The following is a 19,946-nucleotide window of genomic DNA, read 5'->3' as shown; positions in this document are numbered from 1 at the left end:
GTGAGCGACGCGACGACGATCAGACTGCTGTTGGTGGACGACCACCCGGTGGTCCGGGACGGGCTGCGCGGGATGTTCACCGCCGCCCCCGGCTTCGAGGTGGTCGGCGAGGCCGGGGACGGCGCCGAGGCACTGGTCCTGGTCGCCGCGCTGCGCCCGGACGTGGTGCTGATGGACCTGCGGATGCCGCGGATGGACGGCGTCACCGCGATCCGCGAGATGGCCGAACGCGGCCTGCCCGGGCGGGTCCTGGTGCTCACCACCTACGACACCGACGCCGACGTGCTGCCCGCCGTCCGGGCCGGCGCCACCGGCTACCTGCTCAAGGACGCGGCCCGGGAGGAGCTGTTCCACGCCGTCCGGGAGGCCGCCCGCGGCGCCTCGGTGATCGCGCCGACCGTCGCCGCCAAGCTGCTCGGCCAGGTCCGCGCGCCCGTGCGGGAGCCGCTCAGCCCGCGCGAGCTGGAGGTGCTGGAACTGGTCGCCTCCGGGGCCACCAACCGGGAGGCCGCGGCCCGGCTGTTCATCAGCGAGGCCACCGTGAAGACCCACCTGATCCACGTCTACGCCAAGCTCGACGTCAAGGACCGCGCCTCCGCCGTCGCCGCCGCCTACAACCTGGGGCTGCTCACCCCGACCGGCCGGTCGTAAGCTGGCCGGATGCTCGAACCCGCCCTGCTGCCGACCCCGCTGGTGGACTGCACCGACGAGGTGTTCGCGCGGGCCGGGGTTGAGCTGAGGCTCAAACGGGACGACCTGCTGCACCCGAGCGTCCCGGGCAACAAGTGGCGCAAGCTCGCGCCCAACCTGGCGGCCGCCGTCGCCCAGGGCCACACCCGGCTGCTGACCTTCGGCGGGGCGTACTCCACCCACCTGCGGGCGGTCGCGGCCGCCGCCGGGGCGCTCGGCCTGGAGAGCGTCGGGCTGGTCCGCGGCGAGGAACTGGCCGACCGGCCGCGCAACTGGTCGCTGCGGGCGGCCGAACGGGCCGGGATGCGGCTGGAGTTCCTGACCCGCGCCGAGTACCGGGAGGCCACCGGCCGCGCCGACGCCGGTCCCACGGCCGGTCCGCAGGGGCGCTGGGGCCCCTGCCTGGTGCTCCCGGAGGGCGGTTCCAACGCGCTGGCGGTGACCGGCGCGGCGGCGATCCCGGCCGAACTGCCCGACCTGGGCGGGCACGACGTGGTCTGCTGCCCGGTCGGCACCGGCGGCACCCTGGCGGGCATCGCGGCCGGCCTGCCGCCGGGCGCGCGGGCGCTCGGCGTGGCCGTGCTGCGCGGCGGCGAGGGCTACCTGGAGGGCGAGGTCACCCGGCTCCACCGGGCCGCCCTCGGCCGGGAGTTCGACAACTGGCGGATCGACCACGCGCACCACGGCGGCGGCTACGGCAAGGTCCCGGCCGAACTGGCCGCCTTCGCCGAGCGGTTCGAAGCCCGCCACGGCATCCCGCTGGAACGCCGCTACGTGGCCAAACTGCTGGCTGCGCTGACCGGCCTGGCCGCCGCCGGAGCCTTCCCCCGCGGCACCCGGCTCACCGCCGTCGTCACCGGCCTGCCCGACCCGGAGTAGACCCGGCGCCCGAGTGGGCCCGGAGCCGGAGCGGGCAGGCCCCGGACGGGCTCATCCGAAGGTCAGGTCGGCGCACGGGTCGGTGTCGGCGCCGCGGGTGTTCTCCGCTATGCCGGTGGGCACCCCGCTGGGCACGCCGCTCGGGTCGGTGGTGGCGGGGGCGGAGGGCTTCGCGCCGGGGCCGCTGCCGACCGCGTCCAGCTTGGTGGCGGGGCTTGGGCGGTAGTCGCGGCCCAGGGTGACGGTGATGCCCTCGGAGCCCGGCTCCTCGACCGCGCGCGACCCCGGGAAGAGCGCGGACACCTGGTCGGCGGCGGCCTTCAGGGCCGGGTCGTAGCTGATCTCGGTCTGCAGCCGTCCGCCGGCGGGCTTGCCGAGCGTGACGTTCTGGAAGCCCCGGGCCCGCAGCGCCTCCCCGCCGGAGGTGGACAGGCCGGGGGTGCCGACGCCGTTGACCACCAGCACGGGAGCCGCGGCCTGCTCGGGCGTGAGCGGCGCGGACGGGCCGGGGGCGGCTCCCGGGGTCGCGCCGTCGGGGCCGGGGGCGGTGGGGGAGGGCGCCGGGGTGTCGGTGCCGGAGGTGCTCTGGCCGTCCAGGGTGCGGTCCTCGCGCAGCAGCCGCCACAGCGTGTTGGCGTCCGGCTGGACGAGCTGGACGCGCTCGCCGGCGAAGCGCCAGGGCGCGGTCACGAAGGTGATGTCGGACAGCTTGATGTCCTGGAGCGAGCGGGCGAAGTCCACCAGCTTCATCGCGGTGCCCAGCCCCTCGTCCACGGTGAGCGAGCGGGTGGCCGCGTCGGCGAGCGGGAGCAGCGTGGGCAGGGAGAAGCCCTGGCCCTGCACCTTCTTGATCATCGAGGAGACGAAGGCCTGCTGGCGCTTCATCCGCCCGATGTCGGAGTTGTCGCCGAAGCCGTAGCGGGCCCGCAGGTAGTCCACGGCGGGCTGGCCGGAGAGCTTCTGCATGCCCTTCCGGAGGTGTATGCCGTGCGAGTCGACGTTGTTGGGGACGCAGACGTCCACGCCGTTGATGGCGTCGGCCATCGCGGCGGCGCCCTTGAAGTCGACCACGATGGTGTGGTCGATCCGCAGCCCGGTGAGCGTCTCGACGGTGTTCTGCGTGCAGGCGGGGTTGCCCTTGGGGAACTCGCCTATGGTGAAGGCCGAGTTGAACATCTGGTTGTTCCGGGGCGTGGTCCAGGTGCCGCTCGGCAGCTTGCAGGACGGGATGGTGACCAGGGTGTCCCGGGGTATGGAGACGCCGACGGCGTGCTTGTGGTCGGCGTAGACGTGCACCAGCATCGCGGTGTCGGAGTGGCCGACGCCCTCGTCGCCGCCGCCGATCGCGCTGTTGCCGTCGTCGCGGGTGTCCGAGCCGAGCACCAGGATGTTCACCGGCAGTTGGGCGCCGGGGGTGACCGGGGCGGGCGCGGGCGGGCGCTCGGTGGCGATGCCGCCCGGGTCGAAGGTGGTGATGTTGTTGTCCAGCCGGTGGTAGAACCAGGCCCCGGCGCCCACGACGGACAGCACCAGCACGGCGGCCAGGCCGATGGCTGTCCGCAGGTAGCGGCGCCTGCGCGTGCTGCTGCCCATCCTCCGTGTCCCCCCCGTCTTTCCGTCTCTCGTGTTCGATGTTCGAACATTAGACGTTTCGACGGGCGGTTCGGTTACCTCCGGCGGTGGCCCGGATTTGGCTCCGGGGCTGTGATGCTGATCACGCCCCGGGGCCGGCGGCGCCGGTGACCATCCGGCGGAGCAGGTCGCGCAGGACGGCCCGCTCGTCCTGGCCGAGGGCGGCCAGCGGCTCGCGGGCGAAGTTCAGCGATTCGCGCAGTTCCTCGGAGGCGGTGGCGCCGGTGCCGGTGGCGGCGACCAGCTTGACCCGGCGGTCCTGCCGGTCGGCCTCCCGGGTGACGAAGCCGCGGGCTTCGAGCCGGTCGACGATGCCGGTGATGTTGGACGGCTCGCAGCTGAGCGTCTGGGCGATCTGGCGCATCGGCATGGGGCCGCGGCGCAGCAGGGCGAGCACCTTGGCCTGGGCGCCGGTGAGCGAGCGGGCGGCGGCCGCCTCCTCGTACTCGCGATGGAACAGCGCGACCAGGTTGGCCATCAGGTCGACGACCTCGCGGGTGATCTCGTCGGACTGCGGCGTGGCGGCCTGGGTCGACTGGGTGTCCATGTCCGAGAGTCTACCTGAAAAGTTGACAACATGAACCTTTCATGCCCATCGTTACTTCAGTAGCTCAACCTTTCATGCATCGGAACCACCTAAGGAGCTCCTCCCATGGCAGAGCAGGCCGCACCCGCGACCGCCCGTGAATGGCACCTCGCCGCCCGCCCCCAGGGCTGGCCGGTGCCGACCGACTTCGCCCTGGTCGAGGCCCCGGTCCGGACCCCGGGCCCGGGCGAGATCCTGGTCCGCAACGCCTTCCTCTCGGTGGACCCGTACATGCGGGGCCGGATGAACGACGTGAAGTCCTACGCCCCGCCGTTCCGGCTCGGCGAGGCCATGGAGGGCGGCGCGGTCGGCCACGTGGTCGCCTCCGGGGCCGAGGGCTTCGCCCCGGGCGACGCCGTCCTGCACGGCCTCGGCTGGCGCGAGTACGCCACCCTGGACGCCCGCCACGCGGTCAAGGTCGACCCGGCCGCCGCCCCGCTCTCCGCCTACCTCGGCGTGCTCGGCATGCCCGGCCTGACCGCCTACGCCGGGCTGCTCGCCGTCGGCGGCCTCAAGAAGGGCGACAAGGTCTTCGTCTCCGGCGCGGCCGGCGCGGTCGGCAGCATGGTCGGCCAGATCGCCAAGCTCAAGGGCGCCTCGCTGGTGGTCGGTTCGGCCGGCTCGGCGGAGAAGGTCGCCAAGCTGGTGGACGTCTACGGCTACGACGCCGCCTTCAACTACAAGGACGCCCCGGTCCACGAGCAGCTGGCGCAGGCTGCCCCCGACGGCATCGACCTCTACTTCGACAACGTCGGCGGGGACCACCTGGAGGCCGCGATCGGCGCGCTCACCGTGCACGGCCGCGCCGTGCTCTGTGGCGCGATCGCCCAGTACAACGACACCACCGCCCCCGCCGCCCCGCGCAACCTGGCGCTCGCGATCGGCAAGCGGCTGCGCCTGGAGGGCATGCTGGTCAGCGACCACGCGGCGCTGCAGTCGCAGTTCGTCGCCGACGTGGCCGGCTGGCTGACGTCCGGCGAACTGCGCCACGAGGAGACCGTGGTGGACGGTTTCGAGCGCACCGCGGACGCCTTCCTCGACCTGCTGCGCGGCGTCAACACCGGCAAGATGGTGGTCCGCCTGGACGGCTGACCCTTCGTCAGCTCGCCGACCGCCCCGCCGCCCCCCATCGGGCGTGCGGGGCGGTTTGCGTACGGGCGCGGGGGAATCGGCCGCACTACCGCATTCCGGCCGGATCCGAAAGTGCGTCATCCACGGTGCGGGGCGGCGCGGTACGGTGGGTCCCGCCTGGCGATGGGGCCGTTCGGGGGAGAGATCCGGCCGAGGGGTAGACCTCGTTGAGGATTCGACTAGCATTGAGCGAAAGCCTGTCCGTTTTGCTCAATTTAGTAGCTTAATGTCGGCTAACGTGGGTAACTGTGGATCAACTGCAGGCACGAGGCAGCTGGGGAAGGCGACCCTCGTCCACAGCCTGGAGGTCCCGGTGACGACACGTGGAGTTCTCTACATCCACTCCGCGCCCCGCGCGCTGTGCCCGCACGTCGAGTGGGCCGTCGCGGGGGTGCTGGGTGTGCGGGTGAGCCTGGACTGGATCCGCCAGCCGGCCTCGCCCGGACACTGGCGTGCCGAGCTTTCCTGGCAAGGGGAGCCCGGTACGGCCTCGAAGGTCGCCTCCGCGCTGCGCGGCTGGCAGCTGATGCGGTACGAGGTCACCAGTGAGCCCTGCGCCACGGCGGAGGGGGAGCGGTACAGCAGCACGCCCTCGCTCGGCATCTTCCACGCCGTCACGGGCATCCACGGCGACATCCTGATCCCCGAGGACCGGCTGCGCGCCGTCCTGCTGCGGGCCCGCAGCGAGGGGGCCGACCTGGAGGCCGAGATCTCCCGGCTGCTGGGCAAGCCCTGGGACGACGAGCTGGAGCCGTTCCGCTACGCGGGCGAGGGCGCACCGGTGCGCTGGCTGCACCAGGTGGTCTGAGCCGGCGGGCCCACGACGCGGCGCATGAAGAGGGGCCGGCGAGCGCCGGCCCCTCTCGGTGCGTTTCGGACCCGGTGCGTACCGGGTCGGAGTGCGGACTACCGGGAGCGGAAGGCCAGCACCACGTTGTGGCCGCCGAAGCCGAACGAGTTGTTCAGCGCCGCGATCCGGCCCTCGGGCAGCGGGCGGGCCTCGCCGCGCACGATGTCCGCGTCCACGTCGTCGTCCAGCTCGTCGACGTTGATGGTCGGCGGGGCGATCCGGTGGTACAGGGCCAGCACGGTGGCGACGGTCTCGATGCCGCCGGCGCCGCCCAGCAGGTGGCCGGTCATCGACTTGGTGGCCGAGATGGCGATGTGGTCGAGGTCGTCGCCGAGCTCCTTGCGCAGCGCCTTCAGCTCGGCGGTGTCACCCTGCGGGGTCGAGGTGGCGTGCGCGTTGACGTGCACGATCTCGGCCTTGTCCAGGGTGTTGCGCTCGAACAGGTCGGCCAGTGCGCGGGCCACGCCGGCGCCGGTCGGCTCGGGCTGGGCGATGTGGTGGGCGTCCGAGGACAGGCCCTGGCCCACGGCCTCGCAGTAGATCCGGGCGCCGCGCGCCTCGGCGTGCTCGACCGACTCCAGCACGACCACGCCGGCGCCCTCGCCCAGCACGAAGCCGTCCCGGCCCTTGTCGTACGGGCGGGAGGCGCGCTCGGGGTCGTCGTTGTTCTTGGACATCGCCATCATGTTGGCGAACGCGGCGATCGGCAGCGGGTGGATCGCCGCCTCGGTGCCGCCGGCCACCACGACGTCGGCGCGGCCGGTGCGGATCATCTCGATCGCGTAGCCGATCGCCTCGGCGCCGGAGGCGCAGGCGGAGACGGGGGTGTGCACACCCGCGCGGGCGCCGACCTCCAGGCCGACGTTGGCCGCCGGGGAGTTGGGCATCAGCATCGGGACGGTGTGCGGGGAGACCTTGCGGGCGCCCTTCTCCTTCAGCACGTCGTACTGGTCGAGCAGGGTGGTCACGCCGCCGATGCCGGAGGCGATGACGGTGCCGAGGCGCTCGGGGGCGAGCTTGGAGGAGTCGTCGGTGGCCGGCGTCTCGTAGCCGGCGTCGGCCCAGGCCTCACGGGCGGCGATCAGCGCGAACTGGGCCGAGCGGTCCAGCTTGCGGGCCAGCGGCCGGGGGAGGATCTCGCCCGGCTCGACAGCCGTGCGGGCGGCGATCTTGACGGGCAGCTCGGCGGCCCACTCCTCGGTCAGGGCCGCCACTCCGGAGCGCCCTGCGACCAGGTTCTCCCAGGTGGTGGCGGCGTCGCCGCCCAGCGGCGTGAAGGCGCCGATACCCGTGACGACCACGGTACGGTTTTCAGCGGTCACTGGTTCTTCTTCTCTCACGATCGTGGGGTCGGCGGCGAGCCGAGGAAGGGCCCGGCCGGGCGCCCGGTGGGGCGTCCCGGCCGGCGGGTCGGCCGGGCTCGGGGGAGCCGGGCCGACGAGTCAGCCGTCCGAGGCGTCGAGAACGCCGGACGTGCTGGACGGATCGAACGGGTCGATCGGTCAGGCGGTGGCGTTGGTGAGGATGTAGTTCACCGCGTCGCCGACGGTCTTCAGGTTCTTGACCTCGTCGTCCGGGATCTTGACGTCGAAGCGCTCCTCGGCGGCCACGACGACCTCGACCATGGACAGCGAGTCGACGTCCAGGTCGTCCGTGAAGGACTTGTCCTCCTGGACGTCCTCGGTCGGGATACCGGCGATCTCGTTGACGATCTCGGCGAGACCTTCCAGGACCTCGGCCTTGTCCTTAGCCATACTGGCTGCTCCTCTTCGGTGTTGAACGCGTCCGACCGGCGGCCGGACGCAGGCTTTGCGGAATGAGTGGGGCGAAACGCGCCTAGGGGAGCGTAACGACTGCCGCGGCGTACACGAGACCCGCCCCGAAGCCGATGATCAGCGCGAGGTCGCCGCTGCGGGCCTCGCCGCTCTCCAGCATGCGCTCCATCGCCAGCGGGATGGAGGCCGCGGAGGTGTTGCCGGTCTCGGCGATGTCGCGGGCGACCGGCACCGAGTCGGGCAGCTTGAGCGCCTTGATCATGGCGTCGGTGATGCGCATGTTGGCCTGGTGCGGGATGAACGCGCCGAGCTGGTCGGCGGTGACCCCGGCGGCGTCCAGCGCCTGCTGGGCCACCTTGGCCATCTCCCACACCGCCCAGCGGAAGACCGGCTGGCCGTCCATCCGCAGGGCCGGCCACTTGGCCTCCTCGCCCACGCCGTTGACGGCGTCGGGCTTGGCGAAGGCGGTGTCCCAGGCCTGGGTCTGCGAGATGACGTCGGACTGCGAGCCGTCCGAGCCCCAGATCAGCTTGCCGATACCGGGCGTGTCGGACGGGCCGACGACCGCGGCGCCGGCGCCGTCGCCGAAGATGAACGCGGTCGAGCGGTCCGACTGGTCGGTCAGGTCGCTCAGCCGCTCGACGCCGATCACCAGCACGTACTCGGCGTTGCCGCCGCGGATCATGCCGTCGGCCAGGCCCAGGCCGTAGCCGAAGCCCGCGCAGGCGGCCGAGATGTCGAAGGCCGGGGCGGTGCCGCAGCCGAGCCGCTCGGCGATCTCGGTGGCGATCGCCGGGGTCTGCTTGAGGTGCGAGACGGTCGCGACGATCACGCCGCCGATCTGGTCCGGGGTGATCCCGGCCTGGGCGATGGCCTTGCCGGAGGCCTGCACCGACATCTCGGCGACGCTCTCCTCCGGGCCGGCCCAGCGGCGCTCGGCGATCCCGCTGCGGGTGCGGATCCACTCGTCCGAGGAGTCGATCCACTCCAGCACCTCGGCGTTGGGGATCACCCGGACCGGGCGGTAGCCGCCCACGCCGAGGATGCGCGCGTACTGCGCGCCCTCGGACGGGCGGATCTGCGGCTTCGTCATGCCTGGGTCTCCTGATCCTGACCGCCGTGCTCCGCGACGAGCGCGCGGGCCTTGTCCAGGTCGGCGGGGGTCTTGAGGGCAAGCGTCGCCACACCCTTGAGGTTGCGCTTGACCAGTCCGGTGAGGGTGCCCGCGGGGGACAGCTCGATGACGGCGGTCGCGCCCAGCTGCCCGAGGGTCTCCATGCAGAGGTCCCAGCGGACCGGGTTGGAGACCTGCGACACCAGGCGGGTGAGCACCTCGGCGCCGGAGGCCACGACCTCGCCGTCCTTGTTGGAGACGTAGCGGACCTGCGGGTCGGCCACGGTCAGCGTCGGGGCCAGCGCGGCCAGCCGCTCGACACCCGGGGCCATGTGCTCGGTGTGGAAGGCGCCGGCCACCTTCAGGGCGACCAGCTTGGCACCGGCCGGCGGGTCCGCCTTCAGCGTCTCCAGCTGGGCCAGCGTGCCGGCGGCGACGATCTGGCCGCCGCCGTTGTTGTTGGCCGCGGTCAGGCCGTGCTCGGCCAGCTTCGCCGCGACGACCTCCGGGTCGCCGCCGAGCACGGCGATCATGCCGGTCTCGGTGACGGCGGCGGCCGCGGCCATCGCCCGGCCGCGCTCGCGGACGAAGGTCAGCGCGTCGTGCGCGCTCAGCACTCCGGCGCCGGCGGCGGCGGTGATCTCGCCGACGCTGTGGCCGGCCACGGCGCCGACCAGCTTGCGGGCGACGTCCTCGTCCGGGAACAGCTCACGGGCGGTCATCAGGCCGGCCGCGACCAGCAGCGGCTGGGCGACGGCGGTGTCCTTGATCTCCTCTGCGGAGGCCTCGGTCCCGGCGTGCACCAGGTCGAGCCCGGCGACCTCCGACCAGCCGCGGAGGCGGTCGGCGACACCGTTCAGCTCCAGCCAGGGGCTGAGGAAACCGGGGGACTGGGCACCCTGTCCAGGGGCGACGATTACGAGCACGGTTCAACCCTCTCTCGCCAGGCGCCCAGGGGCGGGTAGGCGACGGTAACGAAGAAAACCATCCGGGATTGTAAGGTCCCTACAGGCGGTTCAGCTCGGCTCCCCGGCCGCGGTGAGTCGGCCGAGGGCGAGTGCGATCCGCAGCGTGAACGCCGAACGCACGTCGGACGGGGCGTACCCCGTGACGTCGGTCACACGTCGTAGCCGGTAGCGCACCGTGTTGGGGTGGACGAAGAGCATCCGGGCGGCGCCCTCCAGCGAGGAGGCCTGCTCCAGGTAGACGCTCAGCGTTTCCAGCAGCGCCGAGCCGGCTTCGTCCAGCGGTGTGTAGATCTCCTCCACCAGCTGGCGGCGGGCGGCCTGGTCGCCGGCCAGCGCGCGCTCGGGCAACAGGTCGTCGGCCAGCACCGGGCGGGGCGCGTCCGGCCAGGCGGCGCAGGCACGCAGGCCGGCCGCGGCGGCGTGCGCCGAGCGGGTCGCCGAGAGCAGGTCCGGCACGGTCGGGCCGACCACCACCGGGCCCGGCGCGAACTGGCCGATCAGCGCCCGGGCCGCGTGCACCGGCTCCTTGTCGCCGCCGACCACGACCACCAGGCGCTTGCCCAGCACCCCGGTCAGCACGTGCAGCTTGGCGTACCGGGCGGCCCGGCGGATCGCCTCGACCACCAGCTCGCTGTCGCCGTCCGGCGCGCTGCCCATCACCACCCGGACCTGGCTGGGCTGGCCCCAGCCGAGCGCCGCGGCCCGCGACAGCACGCCCTCGTCCGCGTCGCCGGACAGCAGCGAGTTGACCACCAGCGCCTCCAGCCGGGCGTCCCAGGCGCCGCGCGCCTCGGCCGCCTGGGCGTACACCTGGGCCGTCGCGAAGGCGATCTCCCGGGCGTAGACCAGCACCGACTCGCGCATGTCCGCCTCGTCGCCGGGGGCGGCCACCTCCTCGATGGCCTCCTCCATCACCTCGATCGTGGTGCGGATCAGCTCGACGGTCTGGCGCAGGGTGATCGCCCTGGTCAGCTCGCGCGGGGCGGTGCCGAAGACGTCCGTGGAGATCGCCTGGGCGGCGTCCGGGTGGCGGTACCACTCGGTGAAGGCGGCGATGCCGGCCTGGGCGACCAGGCCGATCCAGGAGCGGTGCTCCGGCGGCATCCGCCGGTACCAGCCGAGCTGGTCGTCCATCCGGGAGATCGCGGCGGTGGCCAGCTTGCCCGAGGACTTCTCCAGCCGCTTGAGCGTCGCGGCCCGGCGCTCGGCCCGCTCGGCGGCGATTCTGCGCTCCTGCGCGGTCAGGCGGGGCGCCGCCCGGCCGGGGCGGTCGCGGCCGGCCCTGGGGGCCGGGCTCTTCCCGGTCGGCTCGGCCGTGGGACTGGGTTCGCTCTTGGAGTTCGCGGAAGCGGCTGGCACAAGGACAAGACTGCCTCACGTGAGTGACTGCTCGTGCACACCCCCCGGTGCAGCGGCACGGTGGTGCCGGTCACACCCACTACCGTGGGGCCCGTGACAGACGACGCCGCCCGCCCCCGCGCCGACCTGCGCCGCACCGCCGAGCGCTACCTCTCCACCCCGGCCGAGGGCGTCGAGACCCGACACGCGTTCTCCTTCTCCGGCCACTACGACCCGAAGAACACGCACTTCGGCGCGCTGCTCGCGTGCAACGAGGAACTCCTCGCCCCCGGCGCCGGGTACGAGGAGCACAAGCACCGGGACACCGAGATCGTCACCTGGGTGCTGGAGGGCGCGCTGGCGCACCGGGACTCCCGGGGGCACGGCGGGGTGGTCCGCCCGGGGATGGTCCAGCACCTCGGCGCGGGCTCCGGCGTCACCCACACCGAGCGCAACGTCGGCGGGGCCGCCGGCCCGGTCCGCTTCGTCCAGATGTGGCTCCAGCCGGACGTGTTCGACGCGCCCCCGGCGTACGGGCTGCGCAAGGTGGAACCGGTCGACGGCGGGTTGACGCTGCTCGCCTCCGGGCTGGAGCGCGACGCCGGGACGGACGCCCTGCGGCTGCGCCGCGGCGACGCCGCGCTCTGGCTGGCGACGGCGGGGCCGTGGCAGCCGCTGCCCGCACTGCCCGAGGCCGCCTGGCGGTACGCGCACCTGACCGCCGGCTCGCTGGGCTACCGGACGATCCCGGGGCCCAAGGGCGGCGGCCGCTCGATGGCCCCGGGCGACAGCGTGCGGATCACCGGCGACGCCTTCGCCGACCCGACGGCCGGCGAGACCGGCGCCGAACTCCTGCTCTGGGAGATGCACTCGCCGGTCTCGTACGGCTAGGGGCTGTCCTTTCAGCCTTCGAGTCGTTCAGCTGTTCAGTTCGGCCAGGACCGCGTCCGAGCAGGCCGGCCAGGCCTCGGCGGCCCACGGGCCGAAGTCCCGGTCGGTGAGCGCGACGCAGGCCACGCCGGCCTCCGGGTCGACCCACAGGAAGGTGCCGGACTGGCCGAAGTGGCCGAAGGTGGCGGGCGAGTTGGCGGTGCCCGTCCAGTGCGGGGCCTTGCCGTCGCGGATCTCGAAGCCGAGACCCCAGTCGTTCGGCCGGCGGTGGCCGTAGCCGGGCAGCACGCCGCTGGTGCCGGGGAAGGCGACCTCGCGGGTGGCCTGCCGGACGGTGGACGGGTCCAGCAGCTTCGGGGACTGGAGCTCGGCGGCGAACCGGACCAGGTCCGCGACGGTGGACAGGCCGCCGGCGCCGGCCGGGGACCTGTGCGCGGTGTTCAGCAGGGTGTCGTGCATGCCTAGCGGCTCGAACACCGCCTCGGCGGCGTACCGGGAGAACTCGATCCCGGCGGCGTCGGACAGCGCCCGCGCCAGCGCGTCGAAGCCCGCGTTGGAGTACAGCCGGCGGTTGCCGGGCTCGGCGAACACCCGGTCCTCGTCGAAGCCCAGGCCGGAGGTGTGCGCGAGCAGGTGGCGTACGGTCGAGCCGGCCGGCCCGGCCGGGTCGTCCAGCTCGAAGACGCCCTCCTCGACCGCGACCAGCACCGCGTACGAGGTGAGCAGCTTGGTCACCGACGCCAGCGGGAACAGGTGCTGCTGCGGCCCGTACGTGCCCAGCACCGCGCCGTCCGCCCCCCGGACCACCGCCGCCGCGGCGTGGGGCACCGGCCAGTTCTCGATCATCCGCAAGCTCTCCATGCGCCCGACTCTAACGAAGGCCCGAAAACGGGTGGCGGGAGCACCCGGGTGCGAGGCTTGCTTGGAGTGCACTCCAACTCGATAGCGTCGTCGTCACCGCTCACCACAGGGGGTAACCGCTCATGGCCACGCTCGCACCCGTCCAGCTCGACCTGCGGACCTGCGCCGACGTGTACCAGCGCCCGGTCGGCGATCCGGACCGGACCCCGCGGCACACCATCAGCGAGGTCGCCGTGGCCAGCGGGCTCACCGCCCACACCCTGCGCTGGTACGAGCGGATCGGCCTGCTCGACCCGGTCGACCGCTCCGCCAGCGGCCAGCGCCGCTACTGCGACGCCGACCTGCACCGGCTGGCCTTCCTGGGCCGGCTGCGGCTGACCGGCATGCCGATCGCCGACATGCTCCGCTACGTGGAGCTGGCCCGCGAAGGTGAGCGGACCTACGAGGCGCGGCGCCAACTGCTGGTCGACCAGCGCGAGGAGGTCCGCCAGCGGGTCGCCGACCTCCAGGCCACCCTCGCCGTCCTCGACTACAAGATCGACCTGTACTCCGGCCGGATCGCCGCGTCCGACGAACCGGCCGTCTGCCGCCACGAGTAGCCACCATCAGCACGCCGCACGCGGAGTACACCGCAGCGGAGTGCACCGCACGCAGAGGAAGAAGCAGAGCGATGACCGTCTCCGTCCTCCCCACCGTCCAGCTCGGCACCGACGGCCCGTTCGTGGGCGTCCAGGGCCTCGGCTGCATGGGCATGAGCGACTTCTACGGCCCGACCGACCGGCCCGAGGCGCTCGCCACCCTGGACGCCGCCCTGGAAGCCGGCGTCACCCTGTTCGACACCGCCGACGCCTACGGCTTCGGCCGCAACGAGGAGCTGATCGGCCCCTTCGTCCGCGCCAACCGCGACCGGGTGGTGCTCGCCACCAAGTTCGCCCTCGAGCGCACGGAGGACGACCCGGGCCGCCGCAGCATCCGCAACGACCCGGCGTACATCCGGGCCGCCGTGGACGCCTCGCTGCGCCGCCTCGGCGTGGACGAGATCGACCTCTACTACATGCACCGCCGCGACCCGGCCGTGCCGCTGGCCGACTCGGTCGGCACCATGGCCGAGCTGGTCCGGGCCGGCAAGGTGCGCCGGCTGGGACTGTCCGAGGTGACGGGCGCCGAACTGCGGGAGGCGTACGCGATCCACCCGATCGCCGCACTGCAGTCCGAGTGGTCGGTGTTCGCCCGGGACGTCGAGCGTACGGCGGTGCCGGCCGCGGCCGAACTGGGCGTCGCCTTCGTGCCGTACTCGCCGCTCGGCCGGGGCTTCCTGACCGGGGCGTTCCAGGCCGCCGAGCAGCTCGCGGCGGACGACGTCCGGCGCACCCAGCCGCGCTTCACCGGCGCCAACGCGGCGGCCAACGCCGAACTCCTGGCGCCGCTGCGGGAGATCGCGACGGCCCGCGGGGTGACCCTCGCGCAGGTCGCGCTGGCCTGGGTGCACCAGCGGGCCGAGGTGCACGGGCTCACGGTCGTGCCGATCCCTGGCACCCGCAAGCGCAGCCGGCTCGCCGAGAACACCGCGGCCGCCACGCTGCGGCTCACCGCCGAGGAACTGGCCCGGCTGGAGCCGGTGGCGGGCGAGGTCGCCGGGGACCGCTACCCGGACATGCGCCTCACCCAGGTCGGCCGGGAGTAGCGGCGGCCGGGGAGCGGCCGCCCGGGCCGCTCCCCCTCCCGTCCCGGGTGCCTTCTCAGACCTCCCGGCCGAGCCAGGCGGCCAGCCGGGTGTGCACGTCGGCGTCCGGGGCGACCGGCCGCACCTCGCCGAACGGGACCGGTCCGCCGCGGTGCTCGGCCGACAGGACGGCCTGGGCGACGGCCAACGCGGCGTGCGCCAGGGCGTCGTCCAGCGGCTGCCGGGAGCCGAGCGCCCGGGCGATGTCCCAGGTGTGCGCGACCGTCTCCATCAGGTAGCCGCCGACCGCGACCCGGCCGGGCACCACGCCCCAGGGCGCGTGGGCCGGGCGGTCCAGCGCGGCGTCGTCCGACCAGGCCGCGACGGCCCGGGCGCGGGCCCGGTCCAGCGCGCCCGGCCAAGCGTCGTCCGCCAGGTCCCCGGTGGCGGCGACGACGTCCTCGGCCCGGCCGCCCTCGCCCAGGTAGGCGAACCGGTGGATGCCGCCGACCACGTGGCTCAGCAGCTCCCGCAGGGTGAACGCGCTGCACGGGGTGGGCCGGTCGAGGGCGCCCGGGGTGATCTCGGCGAACAGCTTCTCCAACTGGCCGAGGGCGAGCAGGTACTGCGGGCGGGCGTCCTGGACGGAGTTCACGTGGAATCAGCTCCCTGGGGTGGTGCGGGCTTTCGGGCTCGAACGGCAATCTCCCAGTAAAACCTGACAACCGCCGTCAGGATTGCTGGGATTCTGCTGCCATGAAGGCCGACCGCCTGCTCTCCATCCTGCTCCTGCTCCAGACCCGCGGCAGGGTGCCCGCCACCGAACTGGCCGGGCGCCTGGAGGTGTCCGTCCGCACCATCTACCGCGACGTGGAGTCGCTCTCCGTCGCCGGCGTGCCGGTGTTCACCGAACGCGGCCGGCACGGGGGCATCAGCCTGCTGCCCGGCTACCGCACCGACGTCACCGGACTGACCGCGGACGAGGCCCGGGCGCTGTTCGTGCTCTCCGCCCAGGGCGCGCACAGCGACCTCGGGCTGGACGGCGCGCTCGGCTCGGCGCTGCGCAAGGTGATGGCCGCGCTGCCGGCCCCGCACCGCCCGGCCGCCGAGCGCATCACCGAGCGGATCCTGGTCGACCCGGCCCGCTGGCTGCAGAGCGGCCCGGCGGCCGGCGCCGCGACCGGCCCCGAACTGGGCGAGCTGCAGTACGCGGTGTTCGCCGACCGGCGGTTGCGGCTGCGCTACCGGCACAGCGGCACGCCCGCGCCGGTGGAGTACACCGTGGACCCGTACGGGCTGGTGAGCAAGGCCGCGGTCTGGTACCTGGTGGCCGATCTGCACGGCGAGCCCCGGCTGTTCCGGGCCGACCGGGTGCTGGCCGCCGAGACCACCGAGGAGGCGGTGCGCCGCCGCCCCGGAGTGGGGCTCGGGGATGCCTGGGCGGTGCTGCGCGAGCAGGTGGAGCGGCTGCCGAAGGAACTGCCGGTCCGGGTGCGGGTGCGGCGCGGGCGGCTGGACATGTTCGTCCGCATCCACGGCGGCCGGGTCACCGCGCCGCCGCCGGAGGCGGGCGCCGGGCCGGCCGAGGAGTGGGTCGAGGTGGCGATGGTCTTCCCGGCGCCGGCGGCCGTCCGCGCGCTGCTCGCCTTCGGCGCGGACGCCGAGGTGCTGGCCCCGCCCGCCGCCCGCCGCGAGCTGGCCCGGGCGGCGGCGGACGCGCTGCGCCTCTACCAGGACTAGGAGTAGGTCGGGCTCTAGGAGTTCGGGGCGGGCCGGACGACGTCCTGGTAGTGGCCGAGCGAGATCGCCGCGAAGTTGTGCAGGCTGTCGGTGCCCTCGGTGAAGTAGCCGTTGTGGCCGGCCGCGCGGGCCGAGGAGATCTGCTCGGCGCCGAAGCCGCCGGCGGTCGGGTCGGCGCCGTGGCCGAGGCCGCCGACCTCCAGGTACGGGACGTTGCCGATCCAGTCGGTGGGGTTGCGGGTGGCCCAGACGTGCACGCCGGTGCCCAGCTCGCTGGTGCTCTGCACGCCCATGCCGGGGCTGCCGAACACCATCAGGTCGGTGATCCCGGAGGTGTCGGAGGGGGAGGCGGCCGCGCGCGGGATCTCGGGGGCGGCGTTGCCGCAGACCACGGAGCCGTACGAGTGGCAGAGCAGGGCCGGGGGCGCGTCCGGCCGGGTGGTCTCCTTGAGCCCGGCGAGCAGCCGCTGCAGCCGGGGCGCGCCGACGTCGGCGAGCCGGGAGGTGACGGCGTCCGGGCCGAGGCCGGACGGGGTGACGTAGCCGGTCCAGGCGATCACCGCGGTGCGGGTGTTCGGCGCCTGCCGCTGCTCCTCGGTGTACAGGGCGCGGGCCATGCCGGCCGGGGAGCGCAGCGGTTCGGGGGCCTGGTCGAAGTGGCCGAGGTCGGCGTCCGAGCCGGGGACGACGACGGAGATCCGCTCGGCGTCGGCGAGGTCGCCCCACACCTCGGTGATCAGGCCGCGGCCGCGCGGGTCGAAGGCGAGGATCTGCCGGTCGGGGCCGAGCAGGTGCTCGACGTCGTTGGCGCGGGAGACGGCCAGCTCGCGGGTGTCGGCGTCGAGCTTGTGGTCGGCGGCGCGGGCCCGGGCGCTGTCGCGTTCGGCGGCCAGCGCGATCTTGTTGGCGCGGTAGCGCAGGTCCAGCGGGGCGCCGTCGAAGTTGCCGACGACCAGCGGGTAGTCCCGGATCAGCCGGTCCAGCTCGGTGGGGGCGAGCGAGGCGAAGAACGCGGCGGCGGCGGCCGGGGTGGTGGTGGCCGGGTCGGGCAGGGTGCGGTCGAAGCTGTGGTCCTGGACCCAGGCGGCGCTGCCGGCCGGGGGTGTGGAGATCGCCAGCTGCTCGGTGGAGGCGGCCGCCTGGGCCGCCGCGGCGCCGGCGTCGGCGAGCACGGCACAGCCCGCGAACGCCCCGATCAGTACCCGCTTCCAGCGCCGACGGTTGCGCACCGCACCAACTCCCTTAGGGCCCGTCACCGTTTCTCGGGCGGTGCCCGGAGGGTGCGACAAGACTGCCTGCTTCCCTGCGCAAGCGTAGGGCGCCCGGAGAGGCGACGCGCCCGCCCAAACTGTGGGATGGCTCACATGAACCGGCGGTGTCGTTTCAGCGTCACAGAGCGGCCCGCACGTCGAATTCGCGCACCATCCGCTTGGGCGCCGTGCGCCGCCAGGCCTCGACGACGAGGTCGCGCAGCTCCTCCGGATCGACCAGGTCCAGCTGGACGCTCACCCAGCCGTGCCGCCCGACGTACGGCGCGCTGGAGAACACCTCGGGCTCGGCGGCGAGCAGTTCGGCCTGGTCCTCGGGGGAGGCCTTGACGGTGACGGACCGGCCCCCGGGCGCGCCCATCGCGAAGATCCGGCCGCGGATCCGCAGGGTCTCGATGTCCCAGGTCGGCTCCTGTGCGGCCTCCGGCAGGGCGAGCGCCATCGCGCGGAACTCCTCGAACGTCACCATGCCCGCAGCGTAGGGCAGGGGACCGACAGCGCGCGGGCCCGGGCAGGGGGCTCGGAGGGGCGCGGACCGATCGGTCCGCGCCCCTCAGTGCCTCACTCTCCGGCGCAGGTCACACCATGCCCAGCGCGTACGCGGCGAACAGCGCCGCACCCGCCGCGGCCAGCGCCTTCCCGGCCCGGGAGAAGGCCGTCCACGGCCCGTCGAACCGCCGGGTGAACCACCCGATCGCCACCAGCACGGCCGCGAACAGCGGAAGCAGCGCCACCCGGGCGGCCACCCAGCCGATCGAGTCCGGCGCGGTGGTCAGCCCCGGTACGGCGCCCAGGCCGGCCGCGCCGGGCACCGCCACCGCGAGCATCGCGCTCTGGTGCCAGCAGAAGATCGTCATCGCCGAGAGGTTGACCACCACCACCGGCAGCCACAGCAGCGGGCGGCGGGTCAGCAGCCGGCCCAGCCGCTCCCGCAGCAGCACCGCGGCGCCGCACTGCGTCGCCGCCAGGGCCAGCACCAGCAGGGACGGCGGGTGCGAGTTGGTCCGCTCCATCCCGGGCACCCCGACCATGCTGGCCGGGTAGTGGAACGCCAGCAGCAGCGTGGCGAACAGCGCGCCGCCGCCGACCAGCAGCACCCGGGCCACCGGGCGGCCGAGCCGGCCCTGCGCCCACAGCACGCCCAGCTGGTAGCCGAACAGCCAGCCCGGCAGGATGTTCAACAGTCCGACCCAGGACGGCACCGCCTCCGCCCACGGCCCGTACCGCAGCAGGTCGACCGCGGCGACGGCGGCCACCAGGACGCCCGCCGACCAGCCGCCCAGCCGGCGCCCGGCCGCCACGCACAGCGGGGTGAGCGCGGTCAGCCCCAGGTAGACCGCGATGTACCAGAGCGGCTGCACCACCAGCGTCGCGCCGGTCCGCACGGTGTCGCCGGGGACACCGAGCGCGGGCAGCAGCGCGATCAGCAGCGCCCAGACGGCCGTCACCCCCAGCACCGGGCGCAGCAGCCGCACCGACCGGCCGCGCAGCCAGCCCAGGTACGTCACGCCCTTGGCCCGGGCCCGCTCCAGCGACTGGACCGAGGAGTGGCCGCCGACCAGGAAGAACACCCCGAGCATCTGGAGCACCCAGCTGATCGGGGCGAGGCCGCCGAGCGAGGAGAGCGGGCTCGCGTTGTGCAGGGCGCCGTCGGCGGAGAGCGTGAAGCCGCCGAGCAGCCAGTGCCCGACCGGCACGGCGAGCAGGGCGAGGGCGCGCAGCCCGTCCAGGGCGCGGTCGCGGGTCTCGGGGGTGCGGGCGTCGACCTGGTGGGCGGCGCGGCGCAGGGCGGTCAGCGGGTGGGCCATGGCGGTGCTCCTTTCGGTGAGGCGGTCAGCGGTCAGCGGTCAGCGGTCGAGGCCGAGGCCGAGGGCGATGGCGGCGAAGGCGGTGAGCGAGGCGGTGCCGGGGGCGAAGTAGCCGGCGTGGCCCTCGGATCCGGTGGCGGGCAGCGGGTGGGCGCCGAAGCCGGGGGCGGTGGGGTCGGCGCCGTGGCCGAGGCCGAGCACCGAGACGTAGGGGACCCGGCCGATCCAGTCGGAGTCGTTGCGGGCGGTGGCCCAGAGCGGGACGCGCGGGTCGAGGGCGGCGGCCGAGCCGACGCCCATCCCGGGAGAGCCGAGGACGACCACGCCGGAGGCCTGGTCGGGCCCGGGGCGGGCCAGCCCGCAGACCACCGAGCCGTAGCTGTGGCAGAACACCGTGGCCGGGGCCTGCGGACGGGTGCTGACGGCGAGTCCGTCGAGCAGTCGGGTGAGCCGCGCGGCCCCGGCCCGGGCCAGGTCCTCGGTGGCGGCGCCCAGGCCGATCCCGACCGGGGTGGTGTAGCCGGTCCAGGCGATGACGGCGGTCTGCCGGTCGGTGGCCTGGTAGAGCGAGCGGGCCATGCCGGCGGGGGTGCCGTACGAGCCGGGGGAGCGGTCGAAGTTCTCCAGGTCGTTGTCCGAGCCGGGGACGACGACGGCGGTGCGGGGGGCGGGGGGGGGGGGGGGGGGGGGGGGGGGGGGGGGGGGGGGGGGGGGGGGGGGGGGGGGGGAGGGGCGAAGGGGGGCTGCCGCCA

Annotated in this window: 21 protein-coding genes; 8 read left to right on the top strand and 13 right to left on the bottom strand. The window is 74.2% G+C overall.

Features of this window, described 5'->3' with window-relative positions:
- On the top strand, positions 1 to 651 hold the full coding sequence (locus tag AC07AL_RS00715) for a response regulator transcription factor (protein WP_363586305.1): 651 nt from the start codon (positions 1 to 3) through the stop codon (positions 649 to 651).
- Positions 652 to 660: 9 nt separating this feature from the next.
- The gene (locus tag AC07AL_RS00710; protein ID WP_363586304.1) at positions 661 to 1,569 is read left to right on the top strand and encodes a 1-aminocyclopropane-1-carboxylate deaminase/D-cysteine desulfhydrase; all 909 of its coding nucleotides are present in this window, start codon (positions 661 to 663) and stop codon (positions 1,567 to 1,569) included.
- Between the two features lie 51 nt (positions 1,570 to 1,620).
- Here the strand turns inward: AC07AL_RS00710 and AC07AL_RS00705 are convergent, their stop codons facing one another.
- A complete protein-coding gene (locus AC07AL_RS00705) occupies positions 1,621 to 3,162 on the bottom strand; it encodes an LCP family protein (protein WP_478316214.1) in 1,542 nt (513 codons plus the stop codon).
- A gap of 121 nt (positions 3,163 to 3,283) precedes the next feature.
- Entirely contained in the window at positions 3,284 to 3,748 is a 465-nt protein-coding gene (locus AC07AL_RS00700) for a MarR family winged helix-turn-helix transcriptional regulator (protein WP_363586302.1), read from the bottom strand.
- A 105-nt stretch (positions 3,749 to 3,853) separates the two neighbouring features.
- Between AC07AL_RS00700 and AC07AL_RS00695 the strand changes: the two genes are divergently transcribed.
- Positions 3,854 to 4,879, top strand: a complete 1,026-nt coding sequence (locus AC07AL_RS00695) for an NADP-dependent oxidoreductase (protein ID WP_363586301.1) — start codon at positions 3,854 to 3,856, stop codon at positions 4,877 to 4,879.
- 352 nt (positions 4,880 to 5,231) lie between these two features.
- Positions 5,232 to 5,726 carry a DUF3145 domain-containing protein gene (locus AC07AL_RS00690; protein WP_063347462.1) on the top strand — a complete coding sequence of 165 codons (495 nt, stop codon included), beginning with the start codon at positions 5,232 to 5,234 and terminating at the stop codon, positions 5,724 to 5,726.
- Positions 5,727 to 5,824: 98 nt separating this feature from the next.
- Here the strand turns inward: AC07AL_RS00690 and fabF are convergent, their stop codons facing one another.
- From fabF to AC07AL_RS00665, 5 genes are all read right to left on the bottom strand, one after another.
- Entirely contained in the window at positions 5,825 to 7,090 is a 1,266-nt protein-coding gene (gene fabF / locus AC07AL_RS00685; protein WP_363586300.1) for a beta-ketoacyl-ACP synthase II, read from the bottom strand.
- A 180-nt stretch (positions 7,091 to 7,270) separates the two neighbouring features.
- Entirely contained in the window at positions 7,271 to 7,522 is a 252-nt protein-coding gene (locus AC07AL_RS00680; RefSeq protein ID WP_363620356.1) for an acyl carrier protein, read from the bottom strand.
- An 82-nt stretch (positions 7,523 to 7,604) separates the two neighbouring features.
- Entirely contained in the window at positions 7,605 to 8,636 is a 1,032-nt protein-coding gene (locus tag AC07AL_RS00675; protein ID WP_363629269.1) for a beta-ketoacyl-ACP synthase III, read from the bottom strand.
- Entirely contained in the window at positions 8,633 to 9,583 is a 951-nt protein-coding gene (locus tag AC07AL_RS00670) for an ACP S-malonyltransferase (RefSeq protein WP_478316209.1), read from the bottom strand. Before AC07AL_RS00670 ends, AC07AL_RS00675 begins: the two co-directional genes overlap by 4 nt.
- Before the next feature lie 90 nt (positions 9,584 to 9,673).
- A complete protein-coding gene (locus tag AC07AL_RS00665) occupies positions 9,674 to 10,870 on the bottom strand; it encodes a PucR family transcriptional regulator (protein ID WP_371522645.1) in 1,197 nt (398 codons plus the stop codon).
- A 207-nt stretch (positions 10,871 to 11,077) separates the two neighbouring features.
- Here AC07AL_RS00665 and AC07AL_RS00660 point away from each other — a divergent pair, with 207 nt between their 5' ends.
- Positions 11,078 to 11,854 carry a pirin family protein gene (locus AC07AL_RS00660; protein WP_363586297.1) on the top strand — a complete coding sequence of 259 codons (777 nt, stop codon included), beginning with the start codon at positions 11,078 to 11,080 and terminating at the stop codon, positions 11,852 to 11,854.
- Positions 11,855 to 11,881: 27 nt separating this feature from the next.
- Here AC07AL_RS00660 and AC07AL_RS00655 read toward each other — a convergent pair whose 3' ends face one another.
- Positions 11,882 to 12,715 carry a serine hydrolase domain-containing protein gene (locus tag AC07AL_RS00655; RefSeq protein ID WP_400985190.1) on the bottom strand — a complete coding sequence of 278 codons (834 nt, stop codon included), beginning with the start codon at positions 12,713 to 12,715 and terminating at the stop codon, positions 11,882 to 11,884.
- Positions 12,716 to 12,837: 122 nt separating this feature from the next.
- On the opposite strand from AC07AL_RS00655, the gene AC07AL_RS00650 reads away from it, so the two are divergent.
- Together AC07AL_RS00650 and AC07AL_RS00645 are read left to right on the top strand one after the other, a co-directional pair.
- Positions 12,838 to 13,314, top strand: coding sequence for a MerR family transcriptional regulator (locus AC07AL_RS00650; RefSeq protein WP_400805436.1), 477 nt, complete (start codon positions 12,838 to 12,840; stop codon positions 13,312 to 13,314).
- A gap of 71 nt (positions 13,315 to 13,385) precedes the next feature.
- The gene (locus AC07AL_RS00645; protein ID WP_363586294.1) at positions 13,386 to 14,399 is read left to right on the top strand and encodes an aldo/keto reductase; all 1,014 of its coding nucleotides are present in this window, start codon (positions 13,386 to 13,388) and stop codon (positions 14,397 to 14,399) included.
- A gap of 55 nt (positions 14,400 to 14,454) precedes the next feature.
- Here AC07AL_RS00645 and AC07AL_RS00640 read toward each other — a convergent pair whose 3' ends face one another.
- The gene (locus tag AC07AL_RS00640) at positions 14,455 to 15,033 is read right to left on the bottom strand and encodes a TIGR03086 family metal-binding protein (protein ID WP_478316206.1); all 579 of its coding nucleotides are present in this window, start codon (positions 15,031 to 15,033) and stop codon (positions 14,455 to 14,457) included.
- A 101-nt stretch (positions 15,034 to 15,134) separates the two neighbouring features.
- Between AC07AL_RS00640 and AC07AL_RS00635 the strand changes: the two genes are divergently transcribed.
- The gene (locus AC07AL_RS00635) at positions 15,135 to 16,118 is read left to right on the top strand and encodes a helix-turn-helix transcriptional regulator (RefSeq protein WP_363586292.1); all 984 of its coding nucleotides are present in this window, start codon (positions 15,135 to 15,137) and stop codon (positions 16,116 to 16,118) included.
- Positions 16,119 to 16,132: 14 nt separating this feature from the next.
- Here the strand turns inward: AC07AL_RS00635 and AC07AL_RS00630 are convergent, their stop codons facing one another.
- The 4 genes from AC07AL_RS00630 to AC07AL_RS00615 all read right to left on the bottom strand — a co-directional run.
- The gene (locus AC07AL_RS00630; RefSeq protein ID WP_478316203.1) at positions 16,133 to 17,347 is read right to left on the bottom strand and encodes an alpha/beta hydrolase; all 1,215 of its coding nucleotides are present in this window, start codon (positions 17,345 to 17,347) and stop codon (positions 16,133 to 16,135) included.
- Positions 17,348 to 17,507: 160 nt separating this feature from the next.
- The gene (locus AC07AL_RS00625; protein ID WP_400985193.1) at positions 17,508 to 17,855 is read right to left on the bottom strand and encodes an MmcQ/YjbR family DNA-binding protein; all 348 of its coding nucleotides are present in this window, start codon (positions 17,853 to 17,855) and stop codon (positions 17,508 to 17,510) included.
- A 109-nt stretch (positions 17,856 to 17,964) separates the two neighbouring features.
- A complete protein-coding gene (locus AC07AL_RS00620) occupies positions 17,965 to 19,194 on the bottom strand; it encodes an acyltransferase family protein (protein ID WP_350878123.1) in 1,230 nt (409 codons plus the stop codon).
- 39 nt (positions 19,195 to 19,233) lie between these two features.
- A partial coding sequence (locus tag AC07AL_RS00615; protein WP_478316201.1) for an alpha/beta hydrolase occupies positions 19,234 to 19,946 on the bottom strand: 713 nt, incomplete at its 5' end.

The organism is Kitasatospora sp. NPDC043949, from assembly GCF_056435365.1.
The sequence above is the reverse complement of the archived record's forward strand: the minus strand, read 5'-3'. Positions and strand labels throughout refer to the sequence as shown.